This is a genomic window from Paenibacillus sepulcri (genome assembly GCF_042647105.1).
GTDB lineage: Bacteria > Bacillota > Bacilli > Paenibacillales > Paenibacillaceae > Paenibacillus_Z > Paenibacillus_Z sepulcri.
This window is the reverse complement of the sequence record NZ_JBHRUP010000002.1, coordinates 466,725-480,980: the sequence shown is the minus strand read 5'-3', so window position 1 is coordinate 480,980 and position 14,256 is coordinate 466,725. Positions and strand designations below refer to the sequence as shown.

The window sequence follows — 14,256 nt, the reverse complement described above, 5'->3', positions numbered from 1 at the left end:
CAATATTATTGACTTTTCGAATACTGTAAATTCTATTCTTATAATGTGTAGACGAGACGGTTTCAGTAGAACAGTAATTGTATTATTGAGTGACCTGATAAGCAAAGTCCTCCTTGCAGGAATCCACTTTGTTTTTTTGCCACCGCCGCTGTGTGGTGCCCTATTCCCGTTTAGAAGAATAAGCCGCTGTCATACGGAGAAGGAAGTATTCAAGACTCTGACAGTTGATGTACATTGTCAAGTCCACATCCGGCGGGTTGGGATGAAGGCAAGCTGAATTTCAGAAAAACTAAGCAGACCTTCAACAACAACGAATTAATAGGTCAGTGGCGTCCCAACCACTTAGAATTATTTTGTGGAGCTCTGGCCGGGTATGCTGAGAGTTGAGCAGGCCCAGGTCCCATTAAAATTATTAGTCCAAAATTACTGATCGGAGAGTGTCTTTCATCATATTGGCGAGAAGGTTTGAAGCACTGCCGAACGTGACCCGAAAATTCGGGTGAGTGCACCCTCCAGGATGTCCCCAACTTCGGAGAGTCGACCGTGTAATAGACCTCCTCAATTTAACGGATACCTCGGTAAAGATCACTCCATTGCAGGTGACTTTTTTTGTACCCTCAGTTGATGACTAAAAAGACGAATTGGGAATGGTTGATACTGAGTGGGATTGGACCGCTGTCAATAGATTGGACACAAAGAATCGAGAGAATTACGCAACAGATTTGAACATACGCTCGTACTGATTCGGCGTGTAGTACCCGATCGATTAATGGATCCGTTTACCATTGTAAAAGCACGAAATGTATTCGAAAATGCGAGCTTTCGCTTCTTTGCGCGTCTTAAATTTCTCCAGATAAACGAGTTCTTTCTTCAGCACGCTATGAACTTCCCAGATTTTTCGACTGCCATAGAGACGTCTAGAGTCGTAGAAGGCCCGGCGGATTTGTTTCTTTAAACGCTCGTGACGCTTGCAGCGCCTGCTTTCTTTCCGACGGATCCATTCGTAGTAGCCGCTTCGGGAAACCTTGAGTACGGTGCACATCTTTGCGACGCGGAGCTTGAAGAGGTGATCATGGGTGAACGAATAGTTCAGCGCCGGTCTTTGACAAAGTCGTGCATAGCCTTTTTTAGAATTTCATTTTCCTCTTCTAATTCACGAATCCGTTTCTGCAGTTCGCGTGCTGCCTTGTCGTCTGGCTTCAACTGTCCACTTGCTGGAAAAGCATTACCGCCGGCTTGTTTAAATTCAGTCATCCAGCGGTACAACGTGTTCTCGTGCAAGCCCATCTCTCGGGCCACTTGCGCCACCGATTTACCTTCTTCTTGAACAAGTCTTACGGTTAGGATCTTAAATTCTTTGTCATATTTTTTCGCCATGTAAGACACCTCAATTAAGAATGCATTTATTTTCGCACTCTCGGTTCTCTATGTCTAATGTTTAGTCTAAGTCCAGTCAAGGTAAGGATTTTTTGCACGTTTAATTGCCCCACATATTTCTTCATTTTCAATTCGGCTCCACTAACATATTATCTGTTATCCATGCATTACGATCAAATGCTAAGAATACGTTAGCATTTAAGAGCAAAACGTTTCTCCATAGAGGGAGGATAGTGGAATTTGGAAGGTGTGGGTGGAATTCTCCCTCTCCGTGCGCCGACAGCGCATAGAAATAGTATCCTGTGAGCAGTGCAGCTATCACAACCGCTATAATAGCGGGAATCCAAACACTCTTACTGTTACTCATAAAAGACTCCTTTGTAAGTGGATTTTCAATCCGAAATAGAAGTGAATTAAATGGACAGTTTATTGGCCTTTTCAATACGGGAATGACCTTTCTTGGAAACATTCAAAGATAATCGTGCTCGTAACCATTGATAGAGATTTCCAATGAGCAGCCCTATAAACAAATACATCAACCCTCCGAAGAGTCCGTAATCAACGACTCCCGCTGCCGCGGCGAGAATGCCAAAAATCATTTGATCCTTAACTTTGGCCGGCGAGGTAGGCGGGTCCGTGAGCATGAAGAAACCAAAGAAAAGCGCAGCGTTTATAAAGGGCGGCCGAAGCGCATCCGAAGCGTCTGCTGCATCCCAATAGCCCATAAGGAACAATAATAAAAAGAAAGTGCCAAAAAACGTAAACACTTGAGGATATTTCTTTACACGGTTCGTTACGGCGTATCCCCCAATTAAGAGGAAAGCAACGGTCCAAGAAGGAAGGTCCCCGAATGCCCCCCACCAGCTTTGGCCTGTATGGAAGAGAAGGATGGATACAAGCAATCCAAATGCCGCCGGATTAAAGATCGGTTTTTTCCTGTGCACAATAAAATGTTTGGATAAAATGGCTATAACTGCAGCTGCCCCAACAATCAACCAAGAGGTATTTGTACTCAAGATCAGGGAAATGATAAGCCCTGTAATAACAGCGCCGTCAGGCCTGATTCGCTTTCTTTTTTCAATAAGGCAGCAAATGATGTCCACAGCCAAAGAAGTACTGACGGCCAGGATGCCGTTAATAATGCCCATCATGTCTTGCGATCCAATGGAGGCGATGATAAGATAAGCCGCCATGGCAATGATGACATAGCCCTTTGGCGATTTGATCCATTGTTTTGCTGTCATTTATATCCCTCCAACTCTGTCGATTTTTAAACCTGGCGTGATCAAAATCCCTTTCAGACCCGCTTGTTCGATCAGCATTTTCCCGCTGTCTGCACCCAGCAACAACGATGCGGTTGAAACAGCGTCCGCCAGCATAGCGAAAGGGGCGATGGTGCTGCAGCTGACCCAATCATTTGGCGACTGTCTGGTTTTGGGGTGGATTAAGTGATGTGTGCCGTTTTTTTTTGTGCTCTTACGCTCGTAACTTCCAGAGGTGCAGACCGCCTCATTGGATATGTCCAATATGTGTATGACTTGTTCTTTTTGCTCGGGATGCTGAATGCCTATCTCCCAGGGATTTCCTTGTTCATTCACGCCGCCTGCAAACAGATCACCGCCAGCATTGACCACAAACCCTTCAAATTCTTTCAACTCATTTGCAGCCAAGTCGATGGCAAAGCCTTTGGCCACGGCTCCTAAATCAATCACCAGCGGCTTCCGCAGATATAAGGTGCTTTCTTGTTCATTCAGTACAATATCCTGGTACGTAACGGAATCGGCAGAAAGACTTTCAATGGATTGCCCCGTTAAATAATGACGATTGAATCCATGCTCTTCCATCATTTTTCCTACGGTAGGATCAAATACTCCATCCGTCCATTTGGCTATTTCCATAGCAAATTTGAGGGGTTGAAATATTAACGGGCTGACCGGGACTGGAGTATCAATTAGCCTGCAGGCCTTCATTAATTCACTGTCAGGGCTAAACCGGCTGCAAGCTAGTTCAACTTTTTGAAAGGCCTGAAAAGCTTGAATAATTTTTGCTTCCGCCTCTTCCTTTAACATCCATTTCCCAGTAACGACCTGAATATCTACAACGGTATCCATAAATAATTTTGTTTTTTTCATTTTTTTAACCATTACGCGTTTGAGCCTGGGAGAGAGCATCTTGTATGGCATCTTGGAAAGCTTGAGTGCTATACGTCGCACCAGACACATTGTCCACTTGTGCACTTTGTTTTTGCAGCACTTCTTCAGGTAATCCCACTACGTCACTTTCTGAATAATGCATGGCAAAATGACTGATTTCAACATCCGTTATTTTATCGTTCTTCATAGTTACCGCCACTTGAATCGATCCGCGTCGATTCTCTCCCATACCCGTATAGATCCCATCCTTATAAACACTGTAGGTTTGGCTGCTATTTGTTTGACCATCATTTGATTGAACCTGAACGTATTGTGATGGCTGCAGCATGGATGCCTGTGTTTCCGTAGTCAGATAGCCGGCCGCATAAACCGCTGCAACTGCAGTTGAACATAGGACCACCCACTTTTTGTTCATTTTGGCCATTTAAACTCCTCCAATCCGGCTGTACGCTATACCTTTCTTGATAACTCACTATACTGGGGCAAGATTTAAATTTTCTTAAAAACAGGCTTTCTGATAAAATGGGTTCAAATTCAGTTCCAGTGAAGGGTGGACACGGCATGCGTGTACTCGTTGTGGAAGATGATACGTCTCTGCTCAAGGTAATCCGCGACGTTTTCGAAAGCGAGTCTTTCCTGACAGACGGGGCAGCGACAGGGGACGAAGGTTATTATTTGGCTCAACAGGCCATCCATGATTTGATTATTCTCGATATCATGCTGCCAGGGATGGGCGGTGTTGAAATCGTAACCTTATTAAGATCTCAGTCTATGCTGGCCCCTATCATCCTGTTGACAGCTAAGGACGCTGTGGAGGATCGCGTTGCCGGATTGGATGCAGGAGCGGACGATTATCTGACGAAGCCATTTGCCGTCTCGGAATTATTGGCCAGATCAAGAGCTGTTCTGAGAAGGCGGGGCACGATCGGTCAGGGAGGGGAGCTCACCTGTGGTCCCATCCGGTTAGTTCCTGCGGCAAGGGATGCTTTTAACGGAGAAACGCCATTGAATTTGACGGCAACAGAATATCAATTGCTGGAATTTTTCCTGTGCAATAAGGATCAGATTTTAACCCGTGAACAGATATTCGACAGGGTATGGGGTTTCGATTCGGTAACCGCCACATCGGCGATCGATGTATATGTGCATCATCTGCGCAAAAAACTCGCAGTCCATGGAGCAGGCGCATTTCTCCGGACAGTGCGGGGAGTCGGATACTTATTAAAAGGAGAACCCCATGTTCAATAACATTCGCAGAAGGCTGGTCATTCTGAATGCCGTGGTTTTTCTGCTGGTTCTCACCATACTCAGCTCCTTGTTGTACGTACACATGCGATACCGGTTATTCCATGACACAGACGAAATTTTGAAGCTGGCAGAGACCCGGATCCAATCTTCTCACAATTTATCGGAATTGCTTCGATCCGGTCATCCGGAACCCGAGCAGGATGAGAGGACGATATATCTATTCTGGAATGCCCATGGGCAGCTGATCGGACAGCTGCCTACACAAGCATTCTCACCTGACATCACGAATGAACTTAGAGAATCTGCCGATTCAACAATGCTTCGTACGGTGTCGGTTGGCAAGCAGCGTTACCGGGTACTGGTAACTCCCAATAACCATGCGGACTCGGGTTCGATTATCACGGTTGGGATTGTCAGGAGTCTGGAGGATGCAATGAGTACGCTTCGCTCCTTAATGTGGGATATTGCCGCGGCCATCATCGCAGGTATGGTGATTTCCATACTCGCAGGGTTATTTCTGGCGGGGCGTGCGCTGATCCCCATACGTAATGCCTGGGAAAGGCAGCAAAGATTTGTAGCAGATGCCTCACATGAACTGCGGACACCAACGGCGGTGATCCACGCGCAAACCGAACTGCTTCTCCGTCACCCCACACATTCCATTGAACAGGAGAGTCCCCATATCGCTGTTGTTTTAAAAGAAAGCAAGAGGATGAACAGGCTGCTGGACGACCTGTTGACACTAGCTCGGTCCGATTCCAATCAGCTGCAAATTCAAACGTCCGATATCGCATTGGATGCCTTGTTAAAGGAATTATCGGAGCAATTCAAGTTATTGGCAAGAACGAAAGGGGTCAACATCGTAACGGAGCTTAACGTCCCCTTGTCCCTATGGGGAGATGAAGGAAGAATACGTCAACTACTTGTCATTCTGCTGGACAATGCACTCAAGTATACGCCCTCATCAGGACGAATTGAAGTAGTTGGCCGTTATCAAGGCCATTCAGTATATATCAGCGTATCAGACAACGGCTGCGGAATAGCAGAGGATGAATTGCCGTATGTTTTTGACAGATTTTATCGCGGAGATAAAGTCAGATCCCGTGCGGAAGGGGGAACAGGACTTGGTTTATCCATCGCCGAGTGGATTGTAGACGTGCATGGCGGGACGATCCGCATTGATTCGAAAGTAAATATGGGAACCCAAGTTGAACTGCTCTTCCCCAGAAAAAGGCGGGGACAGACAGAGACAAGCAAAAACGAAAGCCCATAATCAATGCTACGAGGCTTCAAAACCCGAGGATATGCGGCAGGCGATCAGTCTGACCGGGCAATTTGCCGCCGTGGACGAAATTATATCGGACGGGAAAATCTTATCATGATTCCCAAGCTACGATAAATCAAAAATCCGCCGGATTCTTTTTTAAGATACATTGCCTAACTGCTCCCCTTTATGTCAAACGAGAAGCAATGGGACGAGAACATATGGACAGTCTAATTGCGATGCTGGTTGTACAATTAATGTGATGGTACCCAGTTTAACAAGGATATTTTAGCTTTATGAGTTTGAACTCCAAATTATATGAGCATATTTCAGAAGGTTTTATTCTACAAAAGGTTTAAGTAACACGCCCTTTTTTCCGCCGGCGCGCAATTAGCCTAACGAGTTCCACCAGCAGAATCGGTAGCGAAACCGATCGCGGGTAAGCAAGATATCGAGGTTCCCAATCCGGGAAGAATTTTTCTTTGTATTTCCGAAGACCCTTAAATCCATACCAATAACCACCATGCTTAAAGACAATATGGGCAAGCTTTTCTTCACGGATGGCCGCCTGGGCTTCACCTACGCTGGAAAGTGGAGCCATACCCAAATTAAAGGATTGGTATCCTTCTGCTTTGGCCCACTCTAACAGACAGACGAATAATTGATCCATCGTTCCGTTTGGCGTTTTCGGAAGATGTCGCATGAGATCGACAGAAATACTGCTGTTATCGTCATAGCTTGGCGCCAAGGAGGCAAACGCGATGATCTCGTCTTCCGGATCGATCAGCAATGCGATAGGAGATAACTGCATATAGGTTTCCTCGAACCAACCGAGCGAAAAGCCCTTTTCTTTTTTGCCATGCAGCCATTTTTGCGAAATAGGCCGAAGCTTACCAAGTAGTTCAATGTCATGGGGAGGCTTTGACACTTCAAAGCGGAACCCTTCGCGTTCAAACCTGTTTTTCACCGTTCGTAAGTTTGTGTTTCGTTTTCCGCTGAGGGTAAAGGCTTCTAAAGAAATCAATGCTTCTTCCCCTAATTTGAAAAATCGATATCCATTTTCATGATAAATCGGAAGATAATCCGGAGAAACCTGATAGAACACAACCGATAAATCGTATAAATCCGCAAACCGCTGACATTCCTGGATGGCTTCACTAATGGATTCTTTTTCCCCGATGGGATCCCCCAGGACGACGAGTTTATTTCTGATGATGGAATAAGGAAGCAATACGCGTTCATTGCTCGCCCAGAAGAAGTTTTTGTCACCGGTAAATAAGAGGTGAGTCAATAAATTGCCTTGGTTGTGTTCCAGAAACAACCGCAGTTTATGTTGTTCTTGTTCAGAGGACTGATTGTTAACGAATCGGTTCGGTCTAAGCAACAGAATGAGTGAAATCAATAACCATGTGGTCACAATCCCAGTGATCGCGACCAGTCCCGTCTGCTTCGGATTAATGAACCAAGATACATGGGTGTCCGAAGTCGAAGATCTTGGAAAAGCAGGGTGAATTCCCGTTGCAATGAGATCGTAGACATAGGCGAGCACAAGCGTTAATAACCCCCACAAAGCTGCCTTTTCTCGACTGAAATTTGCGGCTATTCTGTAAAACCGATCCCGCGATATCCAAAGTAACAAAGCCACAATGAGCAGGAAAATGGCTTCTTCAATATCAAAAGCCTTTGTGAATGTAAATAGAGCACCAGCGCACAGAAGGAAAAGCGTTAATTGATAAGCGCGTTTAACTCGATGGGAAATCCCCCAGGAAAGTACGATCAGCAAGAGGCCGATTACGACGCTTAACTGATGAGACAATCTCATAAGTGGAGCGGACAACAGCTCCTCTGTAAGATGAAGCCGATACAAAAGGCCGGGCATAGCTGCAGATAGCAACAAAACGAATCCACTTGCAAATACCAGTTTGCCAAGAGACCATACGCCAAGTTCTCCCACCAATCTGAACTGATTTGGAAAGTGCCATACTCTTTGCCAGCTGTTCAAGCCGTTCTCGAAATCCTCGTCATCTGGATCAATCGTTCTATCACGATCCATTGCAAAATCGGATGCGGCTAGAATAAGAGCGATCATCCAGGGAAGCAGGTAGTACATCAAACGGAAGAGTACAAGGACGGCAGCCGTCTTGTCAGGGGGATAGCCAAGCTGTTGAAGCCCAAGTAAAGCCGTCAGGTCGAAGCCGCCGATGCCGCCCGGAGCCAGGGTGATCAGACCAGTAATCACGGATACCGTATAGATACCTAGCGCCTCTGTAAGAGAAAGACCGGGAAGAAGACAGGAGCCAATAAGCCAAAAGCAGATTCCAGCACAGACCCACTCCAATAAGGAAGCGCAGACAGAAGCCGCGATTGTTGCTGCATTCATCCGGGGCAAATTTCGATTCAAAAACTTTGCGTAAAACGATGTTCGTTGCAGCAAAACATATCCTGGCAAATACAAAGCACTTGCCCACACGGCATAAAGGGTCCAAGGATGTATGCGAATGACGGATTGCAGGGGCAAAATACCGAAAATGCCGGCCCATGAGAGTACGGAAAGGCCGGTGATCGTAATGGTGGAGAGGAAAGCGATCGAAGCCGTAATTGTCTGCTTCGGGATGTTCCGTTTTCGGTACAGAAAAGTCCGAAAAGCGGCTCCGGCAATTCCCGAAAAACCAATCACAGCATTGGATGTATTTGCAATCCAAGCATAGCGGAATGTATCCCACAAGCTGATGGGAATATGGAAATGACGCCGAAGAACAAAATCGTATGTACTGATCGAAGCTATTGCGATCAGTGAAACCCCGATTAGGAAGAGTACGGTCGCCGGATTCATATGGTGAAGAATGTGAAGGGTTCCCACCCAATTAATCCTTTGGAACTCGTTCTTGCCCTCCCAGTAAAGAAACACGATCACAGCTGCTGGTATCATGATGTGCAGCAGCTTATGACGGTAAAGAACGGAGAATAGCTTGGCTATCTTTGTTCGTTGAAGATCTTCCCGGAGACTTTTCATCGGAACTCCCTTTATGGATATAAATTGAATTTGTGTTCCATGTATACCCACGGTATTATTCCCATAAAAAGTTGAAACAGTCTATCCCGATCAGTTTTTTTAAACATCCACGTTTGTAATAATGAGCAGCAAGGAGACTCAAATTAACAATTTAGAAATATTATTTTATTTAAAATGAACAATCCTGCTCAATACGAAGTCTTTCCCTATATAGACAGGAGAGGAGACTTCAAAAATGAAACGAATGATCGAATCGGTTATGCAACGAGCGACCATTATTTTAGTTTGTGTTGTGCTTATTTTGGGATGGGGGGCAGTCTCGGCCATTCAAATGCAAAGGGACTACCTTCCCGGCATCAATAACACTACTTTAATGGTGTCGTTACGTGCGTCGTCCTACCAAGCGGATCAAATGAAGACAGACATTACAGCGCCTCTAGAGGATGCAATCCGCAAGACCAATGGAATAACTAATCTGGAGACAACCTCCTACGATGGCGGGGTATTGATGAATCTCTACTACCCCATGGACTACGATATGAACAAAGCAGAAATCGCCATTAAACAGGCGCTGAACGATGCGGTTTTACCAGATGGGGTTAACAAACCTGCAGTAACCCGATTAACGTCAAGCACATTTCCCATCTTGAGTTACAGTTTAACAGCCAATAACAACAAAATAGACGATCTAACGCTGCAATCCACCTTGCAAACGGACATCGTCAACCAGTTGAAATCCGTGCCCGGTGTCTCTGATGTCCAGACCGTCGGCGGAGCAAACCGAGGTTACGTCGTTGTCCTGCGCATGAAGGATCTCGTGGCAAATAACCTGACGCTGGACGATTTCAATAAATCCATCACGGTGGATATACCTAGCCTGCAAGGAACCATTGCCAATGTTAAAGCTTCGTTCCCCATCCGAGTAGAAGGTTGGGATCTCACGGAGCAGCAGTTGAACAATCTTTCGATCACGAACAAAGATGGTAAAAGCATACCTTTATCGGCCATTGCCTCGGTTTCTCAATCACTGACCGATGTGAAAACAGTATCAAGGACAAATGGCAAAGCAAGCGTGATGATCAATGTGATCAAGACGCCTACAGCAACCATCACGGATGTTGCGCAACATGTGAAGGAACGCGTGTCCGACATGACGGTCGTTAAAAACGCAGATGTAGCGATGGCACTTCAAACTGACCGCGCACAAGATCTGAACGGTTCCTTATTAGGACTTGTTCGTGAAGGGTTATTGGGCTGTGTGTTCTCCATGCTTTGCGTCCTGTTCTTTTTCAGAAATGTGCGGTCTACGCTCTTAATTGCCGTCACGCTTCCGATTTCCTTGTTGGCGACGACAGCGATTTTAAAATCAATGGGCGTCTCGCTGAATATCTTGACCGTCTCCGGACTTATCGTAGCAATGGGTCGTATCGTCGACGATGCGATCGTTATTTTGGATAACATGTACCGACGGGTTCAGGAAAACAAGGGTAAGCCAATATTGAACGTGTTGTCTTCTTCGGTGGTAGAGATGCTGCCTGCCATTTTCGCTTCCACTGCAACCACAATAGCCGTGTATGTACCGATTGCATTAGTCGGCGGTATCATTGGTGCGTCGTATTCCGGTTTTGCTTGGTCAGTCGTCATTGCGTTAGTGGTATCATTCCTTGTCGCAATGCTCGTGATACCTGCATTCGCATTTATGGGGTGGAGAGAACCTAAGGCTAAAGCGGTAACGCTTGAACCTTTCATGAAGCCGCTGCTTCAATCTGCATTAAAGCACAAGAAAACCGTGATCAGCATCTCGCTTATCCTGTTTGTAGCCGCTGGGTTATTCGCCTCTCAGCTTTCTTTCAGCCTGCTGCCAAGCACGGCAAGCGGTCAGGTTGCTGTTAAAGTGGAACTTCCGAAAGGGACCCCGTTGTCTGAAGTGGACAAGGAAGTTAAGAATGTGGAGGACGTTCTGCATACCAATGCCCAAATTGCTTCCTATTCGGCTACTTTTGGTTCTACTTTCACGCCAACGGCAGATGACGTATTCGACCAAGGTGGAGGTTTCATTCAACAGCCGAACGTAGCCAATCTTTCCATCCAATTGAAAAACAAAAAGAATGTCAATGCTGTCATTCCGGCATTGCAGGCCGATTTAAATCAAGTGGCACATAACGCTGCGATTACGGTAACGAATCAAAATATCGCAGGCGATGATTCGACGATCAAAATCATGTTAACCGGTGCGGATCAAACAACGTTAGAAAACACGGCTCAACAAGTTCGCATGAATCTGGCTGCCATTCAAGGTCTTAGCGTGACCGGGAAAACAGATCTTACCAACGGGATTCCCAAGTATGCGATCACGATTGATAAAGAAAAGGTCTTGAAGGCTGGCATCAAGCCGGACGATATCAATAAACTCTTGGCGCGGTACACCTCAAAAGCGAAAGACTTTGACATTTCAACGTCCTCAGGGACAGGCCCGATTCCTGTCGACGTGTATATCGATTCCGTGAAAACAGCGGTAGTGAACGATAGCTCTGTGTCCGTTTATACACCTGAACAAGTGCTGGCCTCTATGGCAGCCGAAACCATTACCGGCAGCAACGGCCAGGCCTATCGTCTGGACCAATTCGCATCGATACAAAAAAGCGATGCCGTTTCTTCCATTCAAGAGCGCGACGGTCAACCTTTCTCCGTCGTAGAAGTCCAAATCACGTCCAGCGACTTAAGCAAAGTATCAAAAGAAGTCGATCAGTCCTTGAAAGACATGCAGCTTCCGAACGGAATCCATTTTTCGCTAGGCGGTATTACGGAGCAAGTTACCCAGATGATCATTGAAATTACGATCGCAGTCGTGATATCCATCCTGCTGGTATTGCTCATCACCAGCTTTGTCTTCAAAGGTTGGAAAGCACCATTGGCCGTATTATTAAGCATTCCGCTTGCCTTGTCGGGTATCGTACTTGCTTTGTACGCGATCCATGGTCAATGGAATCTCGCTGCATTTATCGGTGTGTTGATGCTTACAGGTATCGTGGTTACCAACGGGATCGTCCTTATTGATAAAATCGAACGAAATCGAAAAGAAGGCATGGGACTTAGAGAAGCCGTCATGCATGGAAGTCTCTCCAGGGTTCGTCCGATTTTCATGACAGCGGGTACGACCGTTCTTACCTTGATTCCGCTTGCCTTATCCCATAGTGCGGATACCGTCATTTCGCAAGTGCTTGGTATTGTGGTGATTGGCGGCATGATCACATCCACGCTGAACAGCTTTGTCGTGATTCCGATTATTTACGAGTGGATGCAGGGCAAGGCTGTTCGAAACTCTGATTTATCTATTAACGGATAAGGATGAATGGATTATTTTCGGTAAAACTAAAGGGAGAGGAGGGTTTTCAATGGGCGATTGGACAACATGGCTTGAACAGTATGGATACGGACTGATTGGTTTGGCAGTATTCCTTGAAATACTCGCTTTGCCTCTTCCTGGCGACATGATGTTAAGTTATACCGGATTATTCGTTTATGAAGGGAAAATGAATTGGATACTCAGTATTCTCTCAGCGGGAGCTGGCGCGGCAGCCAGCGTCTCGCTTTCCTACTGGATCGGTTATCGTCTGGGTAAACCGTTCCTCATTAAATATGGGCATCGCATACACTTGGGCGAGAAACAAATGGCGCGAATTACCTTGTGGTTTGAGAAATATGGCGACAAGTTATTGTTCATCGCTTATTTCATACCTGGAGTAAAGCATTTTACCGGTTATTTCTGCGGGATAACCCGAATGCCATTCAGACGATATGCCCTCTATGCTTATACAGGAGCGATCTTCTGGGTCAGTTTATTCATCTCGCTTGGCAAAGTGTTAGGGCCAAAATGGGAAGCTTATCATTCCACGGTAAACCAATATATGATTATCTTTGGAATTGCCTCTGCCTTGTTGACGCTTGTGATCTATCTCTATCGGAAGCATAAACGACAGATTCTTGCTTCACTCATGGATTTACTAATCAAAGGAGTCCGTCAATTTAACTCGCTCGGCAAAGTCAAGTTCCTGGTATTTGCCTCGTTTGTTGTGTTTGTTATGCTCATCTCCTTGATGCTGGGATTAATACAGGATTTCCTGGCACATGAATTCAATCAATTCGACGAGGTTGCCTCTTACGTGGTCCTTTCCATATTTGGACCCGGGTGGCATGGGCTCATGAACGGTTTTACCCAATTGGGCTCCATCTACCTTTACGGGCCGCTTCTCATTCTTACGGCAGTCTGGATTGCGCTGCACGCCCGTCAAAAGCTGCTTGAACTCTCATTCCTGCTTTGGGTGGTCATCGGCGGGGAGGTACTGGATGAAGGACTGCGGATGCTCTTCCATCGCCCGGGACCCGTGGAAGCCGGTACTCGATTGTTTAATACATTCCCCAGCGAAGAAACATTGACAACGATGATCGTATGCGGCTTTTCCGCCTTTTTGCTGCTTCGGCATTACAGTAAGAAGCTAATCCGTATCTTCGTTACGGTATCTGTCCTTTTAGTATGCCTGCTCGTAGGCATAAGCCGTATTTATTTCCATGTACAATATCCGAGTGATGTTGTCGCAGGATATGTATTCGGAGGGGTATGGGTCAGTCTGAATGTTATTCTGCTTGAGGTTCTTAGAAAGCTTCAAACCAGCGAAGCTGCTCCAGCCTAAATGAGGAGGAAACCGCCGTTGTTGTACAACTATCCGTTAGTCGCTGCGCTTATGTCCATTATCCTGGCACAGGTGATCAAGGTTCCCATATCGTTAATTACGAAGCGGACTTGGAACATGAAACTAGGATTTAGCACCGGTGGTATGCCGAGTTCGCATTCTGCAGCCGTCTGTTCGCTGGCTGCGGCAGTTGGAATCGATGAAGGGTTTTCGTCAGCTTTATTCGCGATAGCCGTTATTGTCAGTGCGATTACCATGTTTGATGCTGCAGGCATTCGAAGACATGCCGGTATTCATGCAACATTTATTAATCGCTTAATGAGCGCAACTTCCGACAGAGGAAGGTGGGATTCCTCAAAAGCATTAAAGGAATTGCTCGGTCATCGGCCAATCGAGGTTGTTGTCGGTGCGATATTTGGTATTTTTATCAGCATCGTGTTAGATTTCACGATTTACTAATATAGCACAATTAAAACTGTGACATGATGAGATAGCTTCCGTTTCAGTAGG

11 protein-coding genes and 1 pseudogene are annotated in these 14,256 nt (G+C 46.0%); 6 read left to right on the top strand and 6 right to left on the bottom strand.

Annotation, left to right across the window (positions count from 1 at the left end):
• Positions 1-766: 766 nt before the first annotated feature.
• The 5 genes from ACFOLF_RS37050 to ACFOLF_RS37030 all read right to left on the bottom strand — a co-directional run bounded on the left by ACFOLF_RS37050 (position 767) and on the right by ACFOLF_RS37030 (position 3,954).
• The gene (locus tag ACFOLF_RS37050) at positions 767-1,042 is read right to left on the bottom strand and encodes an IS3 family transposase (RefSeq protein WP_379113684.1); all 276 of its coding nucleotides are present in this window, start codon (positions 1,040-1,042) and stop codon (positions 767-769) included.
• Positions 1,043-1,089: 47 nt separating this feature from the next.
• Complete coding sequence (locus tag ACFOLF_RS37045; RefSeq protein ID WP_379113682.1) at positions 1,090-1,377, bottom strand: transposase; 288 nt, start codon at positions 1,375-1,377, stop codon at positions 1,090-1,092.
• A gap of 413 nt (positions 1,378-1,790) precedes the next feature.
• A complete protein-coding gene (locus ACFOLF_RS37040; RefSeq protein ID WP_210046723.1) occupies positions 1,791-2,621 on the bottom strand; it encodes an RnfABCDGE type electron transport complex subunit D in 831 nt (276 codons plus the stop codon).
• Positions 2,622-3,521, bottom strand: coding sequence for an FAD:protein FMN transferase (locus ACFOLF_RS37035; RefSeq protein WP_379113679.1), 900 nt, complete (start codon positions 3,519-3,521; stop codon positions 2,622-2,624).
• The gene (locus tag ACFOLF_RS37030) at positions 3,514-3,954 is read right to left on the bottom strand and encodes an FMN-binding protein (RefSeq protein ID WP_210046724.1); all 441 of its coding nucleotides are present in this window, start codon (positions 3,952-3,954) and stop codon (positions 3,514-3,516) included. The genes ACFOLF_RS37035 and ACFOLF_RS37030 overlap by 8 nt, the downstream gene beginning before the upstream one ends.
• A gap of 137 nt (positions 3,955-4,091) precedes the next feature.
• On the opposite strand from ACFOLF_RS37030, the gene ACFOLF_RS37025 reads away from it, so the two are divergent.
• The 3 genes and pseudogenes from ACFOLF_RS37025 to ACFOLF_RS37015 form a co-directional block, all read left to right on the top strand.
• Positions 4,092-4,778 carry a response regulator transcription factor gene (locus tag ACFOLF_RS37025; protein WP_210046725.1) on the top strand — a complete coding sequence of 229 codons (687 nt, stop codon included), beginning with the start codon at positions 4,092-4,094 and terminating at the stop codon, positions 4,776-4,778.
• Entirely contained in the window at positions 4,768-6,051 is a 1,284-nt protein-coding gene (locus ACFOLF_RS37020) for a sensor histidine kinase (protein WP_210046726.1), read from the top strand. Before ACFOLF_RS37025 ends, ACFOLF_RS37020 begins: the two co-directional genes overlap by 11 nt.
• Before the next feature lie 13 nt (positions 6,052-6,064).
• A pseudogene (locus tag ACFOLF_RS37015) lies at positions 6,065-6,174 on the top strand (ABC transporter ATP-binding protein); the annotation flags it as partial.
• Positions 6,175-6,397: 223 nt separating this feature from the next.
• Here ACFOLF_RS37015 and mprF read toward each other — a convergent pair.
• Positions 6,398-9,055 carry a bifunctional lysylphosphatidylglycerol flippase/synthetase MprF gene (mprF, locus tag ACFOLF_RS37010; RefSeq protein ID WP_210046727.1) on the bottom strand — a complete coding sequence of 886 codons (2,658 nt, stop codon included), beginning with the start codon at positions 9,053-9,055 and terminating at the stop codon, positions 6,398-6,400.
• Between the two features lie 235 nt (positions 9,056-9,290).
• Between mprF and ACFOLF_RS37005 the strand changes: the two genes are divergently transcribed.
• Genes ACFOLF_RS37005 through ACFOLF_RS36995 form a run of 3 tightly spaced genes read left to right on the top strand, consistent with a single transcriptional unit; the run spans position 9,291 to position 14,205 of the window.
• On the top strand, positions 9,291-12,401 hold the full coding sequence (locus tag ACFOLF_RS37005) for an efflux RND transporter permease subunit (protein WP_210046728.1): 3,111 nt from the start codon (positions 9,291-9,293) through the stop codon (positions 12,399-12,401).
• Positions 12,402-12,450: 49 nt separating this feature from the next.
• On the top strand, positions 12,451-13,746 hold the full coding sequence (locus ACFOLF_RS37000) for a bifunctional DedA family/phosphatase PAP2 family protein (protein ID WP_210046729.1): 1,296 nt from the start codon (positions 12,451-12,453) through the stop codon (positions 13,744-13,746).
• Positions 13,747-13,764: 18 nt separating this feature from the next.
• A complete protein-coding gene (locus ACFOLF_RS36995) occupies positions 13,765-14,205 on the top strand; it encodes a divergent PAP2 family protein (RefSeq protein ID WP_379113677.1) in 441 nt (146 codons plus the stop codon).
• Positions 14,206-14,256 lie beyond the last annotated feature (51 nt).